Below are 18819 nucleotides of genomic sequence, written 5' to 3' on the forward strand. Positions count from 1 at the left end.
TCAGCCCACCCCCGCAGAAATCCGCCAAGTCCAGCAGGCATGGGCACTAGCCGCCGCATAACTGCGAAAGTCGAGGGGTTTGCGACGGCGGAAAATCGCCTGCCTCCTCACCAGCGCCAAAGGGGCGATCGCCGCGGCGCGAAGCGACGCCATAAGCACAGCGGGGCCAGTCACGCCACGGCACCACCACGCAGAACCGGCCCACCCAGATCCGGCGCGGGAAAACCGGCCCACCCAGATCTGGCCCCGGGAAACCCAGCCCACCCAGATCCGGCCCGGGAAACCAGCCCACCCAGATCTAGCGCGCGTAAAACTCCACCACGAGCTGCTCATCACAAGTAACGCGAATCTCGGACCGCTCCGGCACCCGAATCACGGTAGTACGCAGCTCCTCCAGCACAGTCGAGAGGTAAGGCGCAGTAGGCCCATCCAAATGAGCCCCCGTAGCCGCGATCTGGAACGGCGGCTTCTGCCGGCTGCTCACGCGCACCTCAACAACCTGACCCGGCTTGAGCCGGTAGGCCGGCCGGTCGACCTTCTTGCCGTCGACCGTGAAGTGCCCGTGCACGACGAGCTGGCGCGCCTGGTAGATGGTGCGGGCCAGACCCGCGCGCACCACGGTGGCGTCGAGGCGGCGCTCGAGCAGGGTGACCATCGTCTCGCCGGTCTTGCCCTCGGCGCGGTGGGCGTCGTCGTACGCCCGCCGCATCTGGGATTCGCTGATGTTGTACTGGTGCCGCAGGCGCTGCTTCTCGAGCAGCCGGACCTGGTAGTCCGAGGCCTTGCGGCGGGAACGTCCGTGCACACCCGGCGGGAACGGCCGCTTCTCGAAGTACTTCACGCACTTCGGCGTCAGCGGGATGCCGAGCGCCCGGGAGAGCTTGGCCTTGGGTCGGGAGTTGTTCATGAAGTCTCCGAGTCAACGTGCGCTTGAGGCCGGTGTTACGGTTAGCCTCACCTAACTAAGGCAAGCCTAACGTAGGCCCGGAGGTCGTCACCATGCAGCCCACCCACGCCGAGATCGCGCGTACGCTCGCCGCCGGTCACCTCCCCGGCGTCGCGCACGTCGCCTGCCGCCCGGGGCCGCTCCCCGTGCGGCACGTCACGGACGCGAACGGCCGGGTGCTTCTGCTCTCGCCCAGCGACGGCGCGTTCGCCGCCGCCCTTCGCCCCCAGGAGGGCGCCGACGACACCGCGATGGTGCTCGACATCTCGGACGTGCCGCCGATGGCCGGCTCGCCCGCGCTCGGCCGCGTGTGGATCTCGGGCTGGGCCACCGTGCTCGAGGGCGACGAGGCCCGGGCCGCGGCGCTCGACTACGCCGAGGTCGACGCCTCGGGCGACCTGCTCGACGTCGGCGAGGGCCAGGTGCTGCACCGCATGGACGTCGCCGAGGTGCGTTACGAGCGCAACGAGAACCTGCACGACGTCGACGTCGACGAGTTCGCCGAGTCGACGCCCGACCCGCTCTGCCGCATCGAGTTCGACCTGATCGCCGACCTGCTCGACCACCACGAGGCCGAGATGAGCGCCTATGTGCGCCGCCAGCTCGGCAAGACGTTCCAGCCGGTCGCCGAGCCCCGTGTCGTCCGCATGGACCGGTACGGATTCATGGTCCGACTCGACGACAAGCTGGCCCGCCTCGCCTTCCCGCGCCCGGTGACCGACCGTCATGACCTGGCCCACCTGCTGCACCCGGTGCTCTGCCACCGCTGCACCGACTGAGTTCCCGCGGGCGGGCCGCGCTCAGAGCGCGGTGCCGCCCGAGGCGTCGATGACCTGGCCGGTCACCCAGCGTCCCTCGTCGGAGGCGAGGAAGGCGATGATGCCGACCACGTCGTCCACCTCGCCGAGCCGGCCGAGGGCGACGCGCGCCGCCTGCTGTTCCGCGAGTTCCGGACTGTCGACCAGGTACTGACTGTTCCGGGTCATGACGATGCCGGGGGACACCGCGTTGACGGTGATCCCGCGCGGGCCCAGATCAATCGCCATGTCGTAGTTGAACCAGTTCAGCGCCGCCTTGCTGACGCCGTACGCCAGCAGGTCCGGGCTTCCGACCCGGGCCGCGGTGCTGGAGATGTTGATGATCCGGCCGCCGTCGCGCAGTCGCGTCAGCGCGAGCTTCGTGATGAAGAACGGCGCCTTCAGGTTCACGGCCATCACCTGGTCGAAGTCGTCCTCTCCGAGGTCGGCCAGCCGGCCGAAATGTCCCCGGGCGGCGTTGTGGACGAGAATGTCGATCTTCCCGTGGGGCACAAGCTCCCGGCCCGCCTCGTCGAAGGTCGCCCAGAAGCGAGCGGCGTCGCCGGGTGTGCCCAGCTCGGTGTGCACGGCGAAGGCGCGTCCGCCGTCCTTGTGGATGCGCTCGACCGTGTCGTTGGCCGCCGCCTCGTCGTGGCCGTAGCCGACGGCGACGGTCGCCCCGTCGCGGGCGAACCGCTCGACGGTCGCCCGGCCGATCCCGTGGCTGCCGCCGGTGACGACGGCCACTTTGTTCTGCAGTGCTCCCGACATGTCCCGCTCCTTTGTTGAATGATCGCTCAACAGGGAACGTACACACTTCTTGAGTGATCGTCCAAAAAGTAGTCCACCTACTCTTGAGCGATCGCTCTAGAATGGGTGGATGAGCACACCGGAAGTGCGGCGCGGCCGGCCGCCGACCTTCGACCGGGCAGCCGCGCTGGCCGCCGCCACGCGCCTGTTCTGGCAGAACGGCTACGAGGCGACCTCGATCCACGACCTCACCGAGGCGATGGGCATCCGGCCCGGCAGCCTCTACGCGGCGTTCGGCGACAAGAGGGCCTTGTTCAACGAGGTCATCGAGGCCTACGGCCGCTCCCCGGCCGGCGAGTTCATCTGGGCCGCCATGGCGAGGGAGGCCACGGCCTTCGCCGCGTTTCACCGCATCCTGTTCGATGCGGCGACGATGTACACCGACCCCGAGACGCCGGCCGGCAACCTGCTCTGCAGCGCGGCCGCAGCCGATGTCGACGTCGCCATCTACATGCGCGACCTGCGCAACGCCAGCGTCGACACGTTCGAGAAGCGCCTCACGACCGCCCGGGACGAGGGCGAGATCCCGGCGACCGCCGACCCCCGGAAGCTGGCCGCGTACTTCACCACTGTCATGCACGGCATGTCCCAGCGGGCCCGGGACGGCGCCACCGCGGCGGAACTCACCGACACCGCGGATCTGGCCATGGCCGCCTGGCCCGCTACGACTGCTTGAAGACCTCGGGCATCGGCTCGGTCAGGAAGCGCTGGATGTTGGGGCCGACGGCCGCCGCGATGGTGTCGACGTCGGCGCTCGCCAGCGGCTCGATCTTGAGGACGTAGCGGGCCACCATCGTGCCCGCCACCTGCGTGGCTACCAGCGCCGTACGCATCGGGGCCTCGGCCTGGTCCTCGATGATCTCGCCGACCGCGCGGCGCAGGATCTGGGTCACCACGAACTCGCGCAGCAGGCGAGCCGTCCACTCGTTGCTCAGCGCCGAGCGGAAGACGGCCAGCGCCGCCGTGCCCGCGGGCGAGTCCCACACGCCGATCGCGAGCCGGATCAGCCGCTCGCCGGCGTGCTCGCGCGGACCCTCCAGAGCCTGGGGGATCAGCTCGCCGGGGTTGATCGGCGCGTTCATCACGGCCAGGAAGAGCTTCTCCTTGGTGCCGAAGTAGTGGTGCACCAGCGCCGGATCGACGCCGGCGTCACCGGCGATGGCGCGGATCGAGGCCTTGTCGTACCCCTTCTCGGCGAAGCTCGCCCGGGCGGCCTCCAGGATGGACGTACGAGTGTCCTGGTTGCCGGGACGCCGCCCGCTGCGCCTGACCAATCCGAACTCCTCAGGGGGTGCGCCGCCGCAGGGTTGCGGCGGCGAGCACGAGCGCTATCACCGTCGCCCCGGCCACGATCACCAGGTCGCGCCACATCGTGGCAGTCGCGTCGGCCGAGATGCCCACCTGGACGAGCGCCTCGACCGCGTAGGTCAGCGGCAACGCGTTGCTGATGCCCTCGAGCCAGCCGACCATCTGCTCGCGCGGCACGAACAACCCGCACAGCAGGATCTGCGGCACCACGACCACCGGGAGAAACTGTACGGCCTGGAATTCCGTACGGGCGAAAGCGCTGCAGAACAGGCCGAGCGCCACCCCGAGCACGGCGTTGACGACCGCGATGAGCACGACCAGTCCGGCGTTCCCGGTCGTCTGCAGACCGAGCAGCCAGTACGCGGCCCCGGTGGCGACCGCCCCCTGCAGCGCGGCCGCCAGACCGAACGCGAGGCCGTAGCCGAACAGCAGGTCGAGCTTGCCGAGCGGGGTGGTGAGCAGCCGCTCCAGGGTGCCGGAGGTGCGCTCGCGGAGCATGGCGATGCTGGTCACCAGAAACATGATCACGAACGGGAAGATGCCGAGCATGATCAGGGCGATCCGGTCGAACGTCGCGCCCGACCCGTCGTACATGAAATAGAGCAGCGTCAGCAGGAGCGCCGGCACGACCAGGAGCAGCGCGACCGTACGCCGGTCGTGCCGCAGCTGTCGCAGGATGCGCCCGGCGGTGGCCAGAGTGATGTGCAGGCTCATGCTGTTCCTCCTGTGGCGTGCGCTCGTGGTCCTGCAGTTGCTTCGCTCACGCCGCCACCTCGTCGAGCTGGCGGATCAGCCGTAGGAAGGCTTCCTCGAGGTCGTCGGTGCCGGACCGCGCGCGGATGGCGGCCGGGGTGTCGTCGCCGATCAGCCTGCCTTCGCGGACGAGCAGCAGGCGGTCGCAACGGCCGGCCTCGTCCATCACATGGCTCGAGACCAGCAGCGTGGTGCCGGCCGCGGCCAGCTCGTGGAAGCGCGTCCACAGGTCGGCCCGCAGCACCGGGTCCTGTCCGACGGTCGGCTCGTCGAGCACCAGCAGTTTCGGGTCGCCGATGAGCGCACAGGCCAGCGACGCCCGGCTGCGCTGGCCGCCGGAAAGGTTGCCCACCAGTTGGTTGCGCGCGTCGGCCAGGCCCACGTCGGTGATCGCGCGGTCGGCTTCGCCGGACCCGAGGCCGCGCAGGGCGGCGAAGTAACGGGCGTTCTCTCGTACGGAGAGGTCGGCGTACACGCTCGGGGCCTGAGTGACATAGCCCAGCTCGCGCCGCAGGGGAGCGCTGCCCGCGGGACGGCCGAGCACCGTCACCGTTCCCGACCGGACGATCTGGACGCCGACGATCGCCCGGATCAGGGTGGTCTTGCCGCTGCCGCTGGGGCCGAGCAGGCCCGTCACGCTGCCGGCCGGGACGTCGCACGAGATGCCGTCCAGCACCGTCCTCTTGCCGCGCTCCACGACGAGGGTGCGCACTTCTATCGCGTTGTCCATCGCATCCTCCAGTAAATTCATCGAGCAATGAATTCAACGGTAGATGAATTCATTGGGCAGAAAAAGACCCCCGACCCTTTCGTACGGGTACGGGGGTTCTTCTCTACCGGCTCAGAGGGCCAGGATCCGGTCCAGGAACTCCCGGTAGCCGCGCATCGCCATCCGCATGCTCTCGGTGTCGGGCGTGCCGGTGCCGCGCAACGGGTCCAGTTCGTCGCGCTCGGCCAGCAACGCCTCGGTGAGCTCGTTCACCGCGTCCGTGAGCAGATCGTGGGCCCGGGTCAAAGCCGTCTCGGGATCGTCGACGAACTCGGCCTTGACCTCGTGCCAGGCCGCCCGGAAGTGGCGGACCGCGTCGTCGTCCCAGAACGCGATGTGACCGGCCGCGACATCGCCCGGGCGCAGCGGGGCGTCGTCGGCCTCCGGCCCGTCCGGGGCAGCCCGGCGGCCGCGGCGCACCGGCTCGGCGTCCTCGAGGCTGGCCGATCGGCGCTTGTCCGTCTCGTCGCCCGGCACGTCGCCGAAGCTGATGCTGACCGAGGGCTTCTCGTCGGCCTGCTGAGGCTGCGGCTTGGCCACCGGCACCGGGATGGTGGCCGCGGCCCGAGGCGCCGGAACGCCCGACACCGGCCCGGCCGCCGGATCAGGCAGGGCGGGGGTGTACGACGGGGGCTGGCCGAACGTGGCGCCGAAGACCGGCCCGCCGGACACGGGCGATGCCGAGGCCGGCGCACTCGAGATCGGCGCACCGGAAACCGGCGCACCCGAGGACGGCGGGGCCGAGACCGGCGGGGCCGAGGTCGGCCCGACGATCGGATGAGTCGAGGTCGGCACCGAGGCCCACCCGGCGGCGGCCCGGCGCGGGTCGTCCTCGGGAATGCTGCGGCGCCCCGCGGCCTCCTCGTCGCCTCCGAAGGTGCGCCGACCGGTCGGCGCGTCAGCTTCCGGAGCCCCGAAGGCCGTGCGCACCGCGTCGTCGGCCCCGAGACCCGGAGCGGCCCGGCGGCCGGTGGGCTCGCCGGTCTCGCGACGGCTGGGCCGGTCGTCGGTTCCGGTGCCCGGTCCGGAGATCGGCGCCGCCGGTCCGGCGCCGGAGGTCGGAACACCGGAGAATCCGGCCCGTCCGTTCATGTCATCACGCCCGTTCTCGTCTCGCGGTTCCCGTTGCCCGGGCCCCTCCCCGTTGTCGGCGCCCGGCCGGCCCGGACTTGCGGCCCGGCCGTTGACCTCGCCGTGCCCGGTGCCCGGCAGGTCTGGCCCCGCGGGCTGGCCGTTGCCCAGCAGATCCGAGCCCGTAGACCGGCCGTTCGGTTCGCCGTGCCCGGTGCCCGGCAGATCCGAGCCCACGGACCGGCCGTTCAGTTCGCTGTGCCCGGCGCCCGGCAGATCCGGACCTGCGGATCGGCCGTTGACCTCGCCGTGCCCGTGCCCGTTGAGGCCGGGCCGTGGCTCGGCCGTGTTGCGCCCGCCGAACAGGAACCGGCTGTTGCGCCCGCCCAGCCCGAAGCCCCCGAACTCGCGGTCCCAGGGATTGCCCAGCCCGGACTCTACGGCCGCCCGTTCCCCGCCACCGTTCTCAGAAGCGGGGGAGTGATCAGAATCGCGGTCCACCGACCCGTGAACCGCCGGCGGTCCACTGACCTGCCCCGGAGGTGCACTGAGCGGCCCCGGCGCCGCACCGGCCGGCGTCGGCACGCCGCTCACGGGCGAGGACGGCCCGTCCACGGCTTCGAACGACCTGCTTTCCGCTTCGGGCGGCGTGCTTCCGGCTTTGGACGGCCAGCTTGAGGCTTCGGGCGGTGTGTTCCCGGTTTCGGGCCGCCTGGTCGAGGCCTCGGGCCGCCTGCTCGATACGTCAGACGGCCAGCTCGAGGCTTCCGATGACGGGGTGCTTCCGGCTTCGAACCCCCTGCTCGACGCTTCGGGCGGCGTGTTCCCGGTTTCGGCTGGCCAGCGCGAGGCCTCCGTCGGCGTGTTCCCGGTTTCGGGCCGCCTGCTCGACGCTTCGGGCGGCGTGCTCGCGGCTTCGGCTGGCCAGCTTGAGGCTTCGGGTGGCGTGCTTCCGGCCTCAATTCCCCTGGTGGAGGCTTCGGGTGGCGTGCTCGAAGCTTCCGCTGGCGTGCTCGCGGCTTCGGGTGGCGTGCTCACGGGTCCGGATCGCCTCGTCGCGGCTTCGGGTGGCGTGTTCGCGGGTCCGGATCGCCTGGTGGAGGCTTCGGGTGGCGTGCTCGCGGGTTCGGATGTCCTGCTTCCGGAGGAGGGAAGCCCGCTCACCGGCCCGGACGGCCTGTTCCAGGACGCGGGTGGCCCGCTCACGGAACTGGGCGCCCCGCTGACCGGGCCGGGCGCATGCGCGCCGGTGACCTGCTGCGGCACACCGAAGGCGCCACCGGCGCCGAACGGGCTTCGCTCGTTGTCCGAGCCGTTCCGATCGGGCGAGCCGCTACCACCGGCGTTCCCGCGGCCGGAGGTGTTCTCGCCGAGAGTGCTGTGCTCACTGGTCGGCCCGAACCCGTCCCACGTGCCGCGCGACCCGAACTCGCCGAACGGGCTACGCCCGCCACTCCGAGCCGAGCCATTGCCTCCGAACGCCCCGTTGAGACCACGCGAGCCGAGCGGATCCCCGCCGCGAGCCGCATCGTTGCCCCCGATCGGGCCGTCGGAGCTCAGCGGGTCGTCGGAACCGAGCGAACCATCGGCGCCACGCCGGACGTCACCGCGGCCGGAATCGTCGCTGCCGAGCGGCCCGTCGTCGCCGAACGGCTGGTCGGCGCCCGGGCGATCACCGCTCCGCCCGGGGTCACTACTGCTGAACGGGCTGTCGGAGCCCTGCCCGCTGTCGGCGCCGAACCGATCGTTGCCGCGAGCCGAGCTGGTGCCGCCATCAGGTCCGCCGAGTGGTGCGAGCCCTCCGGTCGAACCGTTCGCCGGTCCCGTGCCGCCGGTTGGTTGCGGGCCGCCGGAAGCGGGTCCACCGAACTCGTACGCCGCTGAAGGGCTGCTTTGACCATAAGTTCCCGCCGCGAACGGCAGCCGTGGCCCGACGGGCCCGCTCTCCACCGTCGTTGGCCGGCTGATGCCGGGCGGCCCGCTGACCGGGCCCTCCACGCCGAGCCCGTCCGAATTACGCCGCGAGCCCAGCGCCACCATCTCGGTTTCACCCGAAAGTGTGCCCGGCATCGCGGACGAATCGGACGCCTCCGTGTCGCCTTCGCCGTCGCGGCTCACCGGCCAGAATCGGGCCATCCCCCGCGTCGACCGAGCGTTGTCGGGGTTGGACGTCGGCTCCATCGGTTTGAGACTCCCGTCGCTGCGGCTCCGCCACCCGCTCTTCTGAGCTGCGGGAACCCTCTCGGGAGGCGGTCATGAGCACCCCTGGCTGGGTGCAACGCACGACGACGGTACCGAACAGCCGGTCCAACGGCACTACCCGTGCCCGGATCGTGGGCCTTCCGCGGACCGCCCCGCAGCCTGCGCACAGGGCTACCACGCTGCCTGCGCCCGTGGCCAGCGCGCCGCCTGCGCACAGGACCACTCCGCCGTGCGCACAGGACAGGCTCACGGCTGTGGATAACCGACTCCGCCAACCGAGGAAAGGTCGTAGAGTCCCGCCATCCCGGGTGGGTGGGCTGGGTTTGGGGTGTAGACGGCGGCTGCTCCCGATACGGATCTCCGGTCGGCGTTGTCGGCCGGGCGGGACGAGCTGGGGGCGTTGTCGGCCGGGCGGGACGGGCTCGGGTGTCGTCGGCCGGGCGGGACGGGCTCGGGTGTCGTCGGCCGGGCGGGACGGCTCGGGGGACGTAAACGGCAAGCCCGGATCGCCAGGGGGCCGGGTTCGCAGCGTGCGACCCGCCCGGGCCGGGGCGTCGGGCGGACTCGGGTGACTTCGGGCGATGGGGGAGAATTGATCGCGTGGCAGTCAAGACCGAATTGGATCCGGCCATCGCGGCCCGGCTCAAGCGCACCCCCGAGGGGCTTGTCGCGGCGATCGTGCGGGAGCACGACAGCGGCGACGTGCTGATGCTGGCCTGGATGGACGACGAGGCGTTGCACCGCACGCTGACCACCGGGCGCGCGACCTATTGGTCGCGCAGCCGGCAGGAGTACTGGGTGAAGGGCGCGACCTCCGGTCACCACCAGCACGTGCGCGGCGTCGCCCTCGACTGCGACGGCGACGCTCTGCTGGTCACCGTCGATCAGACCGGCGCCGCCTGCCACACCGGCGAGCACACCTGCTTCTTCGACGAGCTGCCCCTGGCAAAAGACGGCGAGCCACCCCTGGCAAAGGGCGACGAACTGCCCCTGGCAAAAGACGGCGAGCTGCCCCCGGCGAGAAACGTGGAGCAGTCGTGACCAGCGGCGCCGTCTTCCCGGACGAGGCGGAGTTCCTGCGACAGCGCCGCCGGGTCGTGCCGGTCACCCGGCGGCTGCTCGCAGACGGCGAGACCCCGGTCGGCGTCTACACGAAGCTGGCCGGCGGCCCGGGCACCTTCCTGCTCGAGTCGGCCGAGCAGGGCGCGGGCCCGTCCGGGGCGGCCTGGTCGCGGTATTCGTTCGTCGGGGTGCGCAGCGCGGCCACGCTGGTCGAGCGGGACGGCGAGGCGCACTGGCTGGGCGCGCCGCCCGCGGGCGTGCCGCTCGGCGGCGACCCCGTGGTGGCGCTGCGTGAGACTGTGGCCGCGCTCGCCGACGGCCCGGCCCCGGACGATCTGCCCCCGCTGACCGGCGGCATGGTCGGCTATCTCAGCTATGACCTCGTACGCCGTTTCGAGCGCCTCCCGCAGTCGGCCACCGACGATCTGGCCCTGCCCGAGCTGGGCATGATGCTCGCCACCGACCTGGTCGTGCTCGACCACTACGACGGTTCGGCGATCCTGGTCGCCAACGCGGTGCTGGCCGAGGACGCCGACGAGCGGGCCAAGCTGGCCGCGTATCACAACGCGGTCGGCCGGCTGGACGCGATGACCACGGCGTTGTCGCGGCCCACGCCACCGATGATCTCCATGGTGGAGCGCCGGAGGGCCGGCGAGCCGGTGAGCCGTACGGCGCCGGGCGAATATCAGAAGGCGGTGGACGAGGCCAAGGAGGCGATCCGGGCCGGCGAGTGTTTCCAGATCGTCGTCGCGCAGCGTTTCGAGCGGCCCACCGACGCCGACCCGCTCGACGTCTACCGTGTGCTGCGGGCGACGAACCCCAGCCCGTACATGTATCTCCTGCGATTCGACGATTTCGACATCGTCGGGTCCTCGCCCGAGGCGCACCTGAAGGTCAGCGCCGACGAGGGGGGCACCCGCCGCGCCCTGCTGCACCCGATCGCCGGCACCCGCTGGCGCGGCGCCACCCCGGAGCAGGACAACGCCCTGGCGGCCGAGCTGCTGGCCGACCCGAAGGAACGTTCCGAGCACGTCATGCTGGTCGACCTGGGCCGCAACGACCTGGGCCGGGTGTGCCGGGCCGGGTCGGTCGAGGTGCCCGAGTTCGCCCGCATCGAGCGCTACAGCCATGTCATGCACATCGTGTCGACGGTGACCGGCGAGCTGCGCGACGACCGTTCGGCGTTCGACGCGCTGGCGGCGACGTTCCCGGCGGGCACGTTGTCGGGTGCGCCGAAGGTACGCGCCATGGAGATCATCGAGGGACTCGAGCCGACCCGCCGTGGCCTCTACGGCGGCACGGTCGGCTACTTCGGTTTCGCGGGCGACATGGACATGGCCATCGCGATCCGCACCGCCCTGCTCAAGGACGGCGTCGCCTACGTGGGCGCCGGGGCGGGCATCGTGGCCGACTCCGACCCGGCGGCCGAGGAGCAGGAGACCCGCAACAAGGCGGCGGCTGTCCTGGCTGCGATCGCCTCGGCGGAGACCCTGCGCGCCGCCCGATGAGCCGCCGTTCGTACCTCTTGTCCGTGCTGGCCTGTCTGGCCGGGGCCGGCCTGGCGGCGTACGGCGCCACCCGCACCTGGTCCGTGCGGGTGACCCCGCGGCCGGGTCTGTCCGATCTGCGGACGGTCGCGACCGGCGCCGACATCGCGCCGTGGCTGATCGGCCTGGCGCTGGTCGGTCTGGCCGGCACGGGAGCGTTGCTGGCCACGCACGGCTGGCTGCGCCGCGGCCTGGGGGGCCTGCTCGTGCTGGTGGGCGGCGGGGTGGCTGTCGCCGCGATCGCCGGCCGCACCGGTCTCGACACCCGTGAGGCGGGTGCGGGCGGCGTCGTCTGGCCGGTGGCCTGCGCCTTCGGCGGCGCGATCATCGCGCTGGGCGGGCTCACGGCCGCGCGTCAGGGACATCTGTGGCCGCGCATGTCGGCCCGGTACGACCGGAATCCCCCGCCGCCGGCCGAAGCGCCCGCCGGCGTCAACACCAAGCCGGTCGACAACCGCGCGGCCTGGGACTCGCTGGACCGCGGCGACGATCCGACCGACTAGACGATCCGACCGACTAGACGATCCGACCGGCTAGCGGGCCCGCACCAGGCTGCGGCGGGCGACCAGGGCGGCGACCTCGCGGGTCAGTTCGGCCTGGGCCTCGTGCTGGGCACGATTCTCCAGAGTCGCCGCCCAGGCGTTGTCGCGGGCGGTGCGTACCTTGTCGTCGCCCACCACCCGGCGCTGCACACCGGTGACGAGGTCGGCGGCGGCGGAGACGAGGGCGCGGGAGACATTCGCGAATCCGACGGGCTCGGTCGGAGCGGTCCGGATGGCGGCCACGGGAAACTCCACATCGATCGCTCTGGGCTGGCCGGCGTGCGTGACGCCTCGACCAGTCTGCCTGGGACTCATCATGAACGGTCCGTATTTCCGGTGAGTGACGGTCGCGTTTACGCGCGGTGGGGGTCCACCGATCAGATGAGGTGCCCCTGCACAACGAGCCGAAGGGCCTGGGGCTGCTGTGACAGAAGAGACAGCGCGCACCCGGGCAGGCGGCATTATGCCCCAGGCCACCTGGTGAGGCGCGCCATACCCCGGGCGGCCTTGCACGACCGCGACCTCCTAGCATCGGTCGGAGGACACCCGGAGAGGGGAGTCGTTTCGTGACATCCGAACAGCAGGCGGAAGCGGGTTCTGGCGGACCGCAGAACGTGCTGGAGGAGATCCTCGCCGGTGTGCGCGAGGACGTGGCGGCCCGGCAGGAGCAGGTGCCGCTCGAGCAGGTTCGTGAGCTGGCGGCGGCAGCGCCACCGGCCATCGACGCCTACGCGGCGTTGCGCAAGCCCGGCGTGGCCGTGATCGCCGAGGTGAAGCGGTCGTCGCCGTCCAAGGGCGCGCTGGCCGACATCCCCGACCCGGCCGAACTGGCGGGGGAGTACGCGGCGGGCGGCGCTCGCTGCATCAGCGTGCTCACCGAGGGCCGGTGGTTCGGCGGTTCGCTCGACGATCTGAAGGCCGTGCGCGCCTCGGTGCAGATTCCGGTGCTGCGCAAGGATTTCGTGGTCTCCAGCTATCAGGTGCACGAGGCCCGCGCCCACGGCGCCGACCTGGTGCTGCTCATCGTGGCCGCGCTCGAGCAGAACGTGCTCATGGGCCTGCTCGAGCGGATCGAGTCGCTCGGCATGACCGCGCTGGTCGAGGTCCACAACGAGGAGGAGGCGGACCGCGCCCTCGAGGCGAACGCGAAGGTCATCGGGGTCAACGCCCGCGACCTGCGCACGCTGGAGGTCGACCGGTCGGTCTTCGAGCGGATCGCGCCCGGGCTGCCCAACAACGTCGTGAAGATCGCCGAGTCGGGCGTGCGCGGGCCGCACGACCTGATCCGGTACGCGTCGGCCGGCGCCGACGCCGTGCTGGTCGGCGAGGGGCTGGTGACCCAGAAGTCGCCCCGCGACGCCGTGGCCGAGCTGGTCAACGCGGGCAACCACCCGGCGACGCCGCGGCCGGTCCGGTGAGCGCGCCGACGCTGCCCGACCTGTCCGGGCATTTCGGCCGGTACGGCGGCCGGTTCGTCCCGGAGGCCCTCGTCGGGGCGCTGGACGAGCTCGACGCCGCGTACCGGTCGGCGAAGACCGACCCGGTCTTCCAGGCCGAGTTCGAGAGCCTGCTGGTCAACTACGCGGGGACGCCGTCGCTGCTCTACCGGGCGGAGCGTCTCTCCGAACGGCTCGGCGCCGAGATCCTGCTCAAGCGGGAGGACCTGAACCACACGGGCGCCCACAAGGTGCGCAACGTGCTGGGCCAGGCCCTGCTGGCCAAGCGGATGGGCAAGCCCCGGGTGATCGCGGAGACCGGCGCCGGTCAGCACGGCGTCGCCTCGGCCACCGCGGCCGCGCTGCTCGACCTCGAGTGTGTCGTCTACATGGGCGAGATGGACACCGAGCGGCAGGCGCTCAACGTGGCCCGGATGCGCATGCTCGGCGCCACGGTCGTGCCGGTCACCAACGGCTCGCGCACCCTGAAGGACGCGCTGAACGAGGCGCTGCGCGACTGGGTGGCCAGCGTCGACACCACGCACTACCTGCTGGGCACGGCGGCCGGCCCGCACCCGTTCCCCGAGATCGTGCGCGACTTCGTGGGCGGCATCGGCGTCGAGGCCCGGGCCCAGTGCCTGGCCCAGCTCGGCCGGCTGCCCGACGTGGTGGCCGCGTGCGTGGGCGGCGGGTCCAACGCGATCGGCATCTTCCACGCGTTCGTCCCCGACGAGTCCGTGCAGCTGTACGGGTTCGAGGCGGGCGGCGAGGGCGTGGAAACCGGCCGGCACGCGGCGTCGATCACCGGCGGCTCGTCCGGCGTGCTGCACGGCGCCCGCACGTACGTCCTGCAGGATTCCGACGGGCAGACTGTCGAGTCGCACTCGATCTCGGCCGGCCTCGACTACCCGGGCGTCGGGCCCGAGCACGCCTGGCTGCACGACACCGGCCGGGCCGAGTACGAGCCGGTGACCGACGACGAGGCGATGGCCGCGTTCCAGCTGCTCTGCCGCACCGAGGGCATCATCCCGGCCATCGAGAGCGCGCACGCGCTGGCCGGGGCCGCCCGCATCGCGCCGCAGCTGCGGGCCGAGCTGGGCCGCACGCCGACGATCCTGGTCAACCTGTCCGGCCGCGGCGACAAGGACGTCCACACCGCGGGCGCCTACTTCGGCATCCTCGACCCGGTCGAGGCGCTCGTCCCGGGGGAGAACGCGTGAGCATCGCCGAGGTCTTCCACAAGGCCAAGGCCGAGGACCGGGCCGTGCTGGTGGGCTGCATGCCGGCCGGCTTCCCGACCGTGGACGACAGCATCGCCTCGATGATCGCGATGCACCAGGCCGGCTGCGACGTCATCGAGGTCGAGCTGCCCTACTCCGACCCGGTGATGGACGGCCCGGTGATCCAGCGGGCCAGCGACATCGCGCTCAGCCGGGGCGTGCGCACCCGCGACACGCTGCGGATCATCGACGCGGTCGCGAGCGCCGGGGCCACGGTCGTGCTCATGACCTACTGGAATCCGATCGAGAAGTACGGCGTGAACGCGTTCGCCCGCGACCTGGCGGCGGCCGGCGCCACCGGCATGATCACGCCCGACCTGATCCCGGACGAGGCGGCCGAGTGGATCGCCGCCGCCGACGAGCACCGTCTCGACCGTACGTTCCTGGTGTCGCCGTCCTCGACCGACGAACGCCTCGCGATGACCGTCGCCCACTGCCGCGGCTTCGTCTACGCCACCGCGTTGATGGGCGTCACGGGCGCGCGCACCTCGGTGTCCTCGCAGGCGCCGGAGCTGGTCGATCGGGTGCGCCACACCAACCCGGACATGCCCGTGGGTGTCGGTCTCGGCGTCGGCACCGGCGCCCAGGCGGCCGAGGTGGCCGGCTTCGCCGACGGGGTGATCGTCGGCAGCGCGCTCATCCGCTGTGTGCTCGAGGCGCCCGACGGCGCCACCGGCCTGTCGCGGCTGAGGGCGCTGAGCGCGGAACTGGCTGAGGGTGTGCGTAACCCGGCGAAGTAAAACCGGTAGCCTGCACCCGTGGACCTCGCCGCAATCCCCAGTCCGACAACCTCCGTCTGGCACCTGCTCGGCCTGCCCGTGCGGGCGTATGCGATCTGCATCGTCCTGGGCATCGTCGCCGCCTGCCTGATCATGGAATATCGGATGCGCAGCCGGGGTGTCGCCCGCTGGGCCTCCCTCGACATCGCGGTGTGGGCGGTGCCGTTCGGCATCGTCGGCGCCCGGCTCTACCACCTGGTCAGCTCGCCGCAGGACTACTTCGGCGCCGGGGGTGACCCGGTCCGTGCCCTCTACATCTGGGAGGGCGGCCTCGGCATCTGGGGCGCGGTGCTCGGCGGTGCGGTCGGCGCCTGGCTCGGCGCGCGCCAGCTGGGGCTGACCCTCGGCCTGGTCGCCGACGCGCTGGCCCCGGGCCTCGCGGTGGCGCAGGCGATCGGCCGGGTCGGCAACTGGTTCAACAACGAGCTGTACGGCAAGGTCACCACGCTGCCGTGGGGCCTCGAGGTGCACGACATGGACAGGTCGAACCCCGGCCACGCCACCCGCATCGACGGGCAGGCGGTGACGCTGCCCGACCTTTACCACCCGACGTTCCTCTACGAGTTGCTCTGGAACCTGGGTGTGGCGCTGCTGGTGTGGCTGGCCGACCGCAAGTACAAGTTCGGCCGCGGCCGGGCCTTCGCGCTCTACGTCATGGCCTACACGGTGGGCCGGGTGTGGATCGAGATGCTGCGCGTCGACGAGGCGAATCGCCTGTTCGGCGTCCGGCTCAACGTCTTCACGTCGATCGTCGTCTTCCTGGGCGCGCTCATCTACTTCCTGGTCGTCCGCGGCCCGCGCGCCTATGTGGTGCCCGACGACGCGCCCGAGGTCGAGCCCGGGCCGTCCGCGGCGAGCGACGTCTCCCAGGTCGACGTGACGGCGGCCGAGTCGCCGCGCGACGCCACGCCCAAGGGTTACCAGGTGGTCAGCGAGGCGAGGTTCCAGGCCTACCGCCGTACGGGAATCCTGCCGCCCGACACCCCGGCCGACATGGCCGAGGAGATCGCCGCCGGCGGCCATCCGGCCGAGCGTGACCCGGCCGGCCCCGCGGGCAACGGCGCCGCCCTGCTCGCCACCGGCCACGCCGCCGGCGCCGGACGGGAAGGCGGCGACGCCGAGCCGGAGTCCCGCAGCGACGAACGCTGACCCGGGTGCGCACCGCGGTCGTCGTCGGCGCGGGTCTTGCCGGACTCGCCACCGCGGGCGCCCTGTCCCGTAGCGGGTGGCACGTCGTGCTGCTGGAACGGGGTGAGCGGGTGGCCGCGCCGCCCACCGCGCTGGTGCTGTGGCCCAACGGCCGTCGCGCGCTCGAGTCCCTCGACGCCGAGGGCGGCTGGTCGGCGATCGCCTGCCCGCTGCCTGACGGCGGGGTGCGCCGCCCCGACGGCCAGTGGCTGGTCACGCCGCGCTCCGGTGGCGCCGGTCCGGCTCCCGGCGCCGTACACCTGGAAGATCTCTACGACGCCCTGATGGCCGGCCTCGGCGACCTGGCCGAGATCCGGACGGGATTCGCGGTCACGACGATCCGCACCGGTCCGGGCCTGCGGCCGGTGATCGGCGACGGCCGCACCGAGATCGAGGCCGACCTGGTGGTCGCGGCCGACGGCATCGACAGCACGCTGCGCCGCACGCTCGCCCCCGAGTCGGCCGCGGTCGGCTCCGGTTTCGCCGCGTGGCAGGCCGTCATCCCCGGCTACCGGGTGCCGCCCGCCGGCCAGTCCGCCGGCGGCGAGACCCTGGGCGCCGGCTACCGGTTCGTGTCGATCCCGCTGGGCGAGCGGGCCGCAGGCGAGGGTGGCGTCTACTGGGTCGCCACCGCGGCGGGCGCGCCCCGCCCCGAATCGCCGGCCACCCAGCTCGAGCTGCTACGCCGCTGGTTCGCCGGCTGGCATCCGCCGGTGGGTGAGCTGCTGGCCGCCACCCACGCCGACGAACTGGTCCCGCAAGAGGTCCGCGAGCTGCGTCCCCTTCCCCGGTCGTACGCCTTCCCGTCCGGCCCGGGCGGGGTTGTGCTGCTCGGCGACGCCGCCCACGCCATGCCGCACCACCTCGGCCAGGGCGCCTGCCTCGCCTTCGAGGACGCCGCCACCCTGCGCGCGCTTGCCGGCGAGGCCGCGCCGGGCCCCGCGCTGACCGCCGCCCTCGAGGCCTACAGCCGCCTGCGGCAGCCCCGCGCGACGACGGTCGTCCGCCAGACCCGTCGCATGTCGGCCGTGGTGCAGGCCCGCGGACGCCTGGCCCTGCGCGCCCGCGACGCGGCGCTCAATCACATGCGCCCCCGCATCCTCAGCGCCCCGTTCGCGGATTGGCGACCCCCGGATTAGCCGAGCGGGTCATCGCCCCGCCGGCGCCCTGGGTGTCGGGTGATCAGGCTCTCGCGTGCGCCGGAACATCGGCCCGGAAGGTGAGCGCGGTCACCGAGCCGGCGCATGACGGTGGCCGCCGGGCCAGCACAGGTACGCCGGTGATGTGGATCTCATTGGCCGGCGGCCTGCTCGTCGTGCTGGGTGTTGTGCTCGCCACGCTCGGACGGGTCCGCCGGCGCCGGTCATAGCGTCGCCGCGGCCGGCTCGCCGATGCAGGCGGTGCCGATTCGCCGGAATCCCACCTTGGTGTAGAGCCGGGCGACATCGTCGTCACCGGCCGACAGGAACACCAGAGCGGCCCCGTCGGCCAGCGAGCGGCGCGCCAGCGCAGCGGTCAGCTGAGAGGCGTAGCCGCGCCGCCGGGCCGCCGGCAGGGTCGCCACGCCGGCGACCTCGGCCACATCGCCCGACCGCATGACGGCGCCGGTGGCGAGGATGCCGTCGGGGGAGTCGACCACGGCCGTGTGGTAGTCGCCCGACGTGCTGCGTTCCTGCTGGCTGGCAATCAATTCGGCGCTGAGCTCGGGCGTCGCGGCGTCCCGCTCGGCCGGCCCGGCCGGGACGGTCAGCAGCGCCCCCTCCAGCGGTGACCCGGCCGTGGCGGGCGCACCGAAGGCCAGCTGCGCCACCGCGCGCGAGGCGGCCAGGTCGGCGGCGAAGGTGGACGCGGCCGGGTCGAGGAAGCGGATCGTGCCGCCCTGCACCGGCAGATCGGGCACGAGCGCGGCCGGGTCGAGCGTCAGCAGCGGCGCGAGCAGCACGTCGAGGCCGGCCGAGCGGGCCACGGCGAGCAGGTCGGGGGTGGTCTCGTGGACCCATTCGAAGGCCTCGGGCAGGCCCAGCTCTCGTTGCCGCTGCCGGGCGGCAGTAACATCAGCGGCAGAGGGAGTGCCTGCCCCGATCCGGGGGCGGGCGTAGTAAGGCCAGCCTTCGCCCTCGCGGACGAAGAGCACCAGCCCGCCGAACTCCTCGGCCCGTGCGTAGGGCCGGGGCAGGGCGTCGTAAAACCGCTCGAGCCTGACGAAGACGTCGGTATCCTGTTGCGCCACCGCGCGAGACTATCCAACCCAGGCGGATGTTCGGCTACCCCATTTTGCCGTGAAGGTCGATGAGCGCCCGATTCAAGTGTGATCCATCTGAACTGGCGG

General features: G+C 72.2%; 17 protein-coding genes and 1 pseudogene. 10 read left to right on the forward strand and 8 right to left on the reverse strand.

Going from position 1 to position 18819, the window contains the following annotated elements; all coding sequences use genetic code 11:
* Window positions 1–298 precede the first annotated feature (298 nt).
* Complete coding sequence (gene rpsD / locus LXN57_RS27240) at window positions 299–907, reverse strand: 30S ribosomal protein S4 (RefSeq protein ID WP_251801075.1); 609 nt, start codon at window positions 905–907, stop codon at window positions 299–301.
* A gap of 92 nt (window positions 908–999) precedes the next feature.
* Between rpsD and LXN57_RS27245 the strand changes: the two genes are divergently transcribed.
* The gene (locus LXN57_RS27245) at window positions 1000–1725 is read left to right on the forward strand and encodes a DUF2470 domain-containing protein (protein ID WP_251801076.1); all 726 of its coding nucleotides are present in this window, start codon (window positions 1000–1002) and stop codon (window positions 1723–1725) included.
* A 21-nt stretch (window positions 1726–1746) separates the two neighbouring features.
* Here the strand turns inward: LXN57_RS27245 and LXN57_RS27250 are convergent, their stop codons facing one another.
* Window positions 1747–2514, reverse strand: coding sequence for an SDR family NAD(P)-dependent oxidoreductase (locus LXN57_RS27250; RefSeq protein ID WP_251801077.1), 768 nt, complete (start codon window positions 2512–2514; stop codon window positions 1747–1749).
* A 109-nt stretch (window positions 2515–2623) separates the two neighbouring features.
* Between LXN57_RS27250 and LXN57_RS27255 the strand changes: the two genes are divergently transcribed.
* Window positions 2624–3229: a TetR/AcrR family transcriptional regulator gene (locus tag LXN57_RS27255; protein ID WP_251801078.1), complete on the forward strand. Its 606-nt coding sequence runs from the start codon at window positions 2624–2626 to the stop codon at window positions 3227–3229.
* Here LXN57_RS27255 and LXN57_RS27260 read toward each other — a convergent pair.
* From LXN57_RS27260 to LXN57_RS27275, 4 genes are all read right to left on the reverse strand, one after another.
* The gene (locus LXN57_RS27260) at window positions 3216–3827 is read right to left on the reverse strand and encodes a TetR/AcrR family transcriptional regulator (protein ID WP_251801079.1); all 612 of its coding nucleotides are present in this window, start codon (window positions 3825–3827) and stop codon (window positions 3216–3218) included. The two genes, LXN57_RS27255 and LXN57_RS27260, sit on opposite strands and share 14 nt — an antisense overlap.
* A gap of 10 nt (window positions 3828–3837) precedes the next feature.
* A complete protein-coding gene (locus LXN57_RS27265; RefSeq protein WP_251801080.1) occupies window positions 3838–4575 on the reverse strand; it encodes an ABC transporter permease in 738 nt (245 codons plus the stop codon).
* Window positions 4576–4621: 46 nt separating this feature from the next.
* On the reverse strand, window positions 4622–5344 hold the full coding sequence (locus LXN57_RS27270) for an ABC transporter ATP-binding protein (protein WP_251801081.1): 723 nt from the start codon (window positions 5342–5344) through the stop codon (window positions 4622–4624).
* A 111-nt stretch (window positions 5345–5455) separates the two neighbouring features.
* A complete protein-coding gene (locus LXN57_RS27275; RefSeq protein WP_251801082.1) occupies window positions 5456–6955 on the reverse strand; it encodes a hypothetical protein in 1500 nt (499 codons plus the stop codon).
* A gap of 2292 nt (window positions 6956–9247) precedes the next feature.
* Here LXN57_RS27275 and hisI point away from each other — a divergent pair.
* From hisI to LXN57_RS27290, 3 genes and pseudogenes are all read left to right on the forward strand, one after another.
* Window positions 9248–9601: pseudogene (gene hisI, locus LXN57_RS27280) on the forward strand (phosphoribosyl-AMP cyclohydrolase); the annotation flags it as partial.
* 92 nt (window positions 9602–9693) lie between these two features.
* A complete protein-coding gene (locus tag LXN57_RS27285; protein ID WP_251801083.1) occupies window positions 9694–11226 on the forward strand; it encodes an anthranilate synthase component I in 1533 nt (510 codons plus the stop codon).
* Window positions 11223–11768 (forward strand): Trp biosynthesis-associated membrane protein, encoded by a 546-nt coding sequence (locus LXN57_RS27290; RefSeq protein ID WP_251801084.1) that lies wholly within the window; start codon window positions 11223–11225, stop codon window positions 11766–11768. The genes LXN57_RS27285 and LXN57_RS27290 overlap by 4 nt, the downstream gene beginning before the upstream one ends.
* A gap of 30 nt (window positions 11769–11798) precedes the next feature.
* On the opposite strand, the gene LXN57_RS27295 is transcribed toward LXN57_RS27290, so the two are convergent.
* Complete coding sequence (locus LXN57_RS27295) at window positions 11799–12050, reverse strand: hypothetical protein (protein WP_251801085.1); 252 nt, start codon at window positions 12048–12050, stop codon at window positions 11799–11801.
* A gap of 371 nt (window positions 12051–12421) precedes the next feature.
* Here LXN57_RS27295 and trpC point away from each other — a divergent pair, with 371 nt between their 5' ends.
* From trpC to LXN57_RS27320, 5 genes are read left to right on the forward strand one after another with little or no spacing between them, the layout of a single operon-like run.
* Window positions 12422–13225 (forward strand): indole-3-glycerol phosphate synthase TrpC, encoded by an 804-nt coding sequence (gene trpC / locus LXN57_RS27300; protein WP_221376288.1) that lies wholly within the window; start codon window positions 12422–12424, stop codon window positions 13223–13225.
* A complete protein-coding gene (gene trpB, locus LXN57_RS27305; protein WP_251801086.1) occupies window positions 13222–14463 on the forward strand; it encodes a tryptophan synthase subunit beta in 1242 nt (413 codons plus the stop codon). Before trpC ends, trpB begins: the two co-directional genes overlap by 4 nt.
* A complete protein-coding gene (gene trpA / locus LXN57_RS27310) occupies window positions 14460–15263 on the forward strand; it encodes a tryptophan synthase subunit alpha (RefSeq protein WP_251801087.1) in 804 nt (267 codons plus the stop codon). Before trpB ends, trpA begins: the two co-directional genes overlap by 4 nt.
* A gap of 18 nt (window positions 15264–15281) precedes the next feature.
* Window positions 15282–16451 (forward strand): prolipoprotein diacylglyceryl transferase, encoded by a 1170-nt coding sequence (gene lgt, locus LXN57_RS27315; RefSeq protein WP_251801088.1) that lies wholly within the window; start codon window positions 15282–15284, stop codon window positions 16449–16451.
* Between the two features lie 5 nt (window positions 16452–16456).
* Window positions 16457–17629, forward strand: coding sequence for an FAD-dependent oxidoreductase (locus LXN57_RS27320; protein ID WP_251801089.1), 1173 nt, complete (start codon window positions 16457–16459; stop codon window positions 17627–17629).
* Window positions 17630–17853: 224 nt separating this feature from the next.
* Here LXN57_RS27320 and LXN57_RS27325 read toward each other — a convergent pair whose 3' ends face one another.
* Window positions 17854–18720, reverse strand: a complete 867-nt coding sequence (locus tag LXN57_RS27325; RefSeq protein ID WP_251801090.1) for a GNAT family N-acetyltransferase — start codon at window positions 18718–18720, stop codon at window positions 17854–17856.
* Window positions 18721–18819: the final 99 nt, after the last annotated feature.

The organism is Paractinoplanes hotanensis (genome assembly GCF_023717965.1).
Taxonomy (GTDB): Bacteria; Actinomycetota; Actinomycetes; order Mycobacteriales; family Micromonosporaceae; genus Actinoplanes; species Actinoplanes polyasparticus.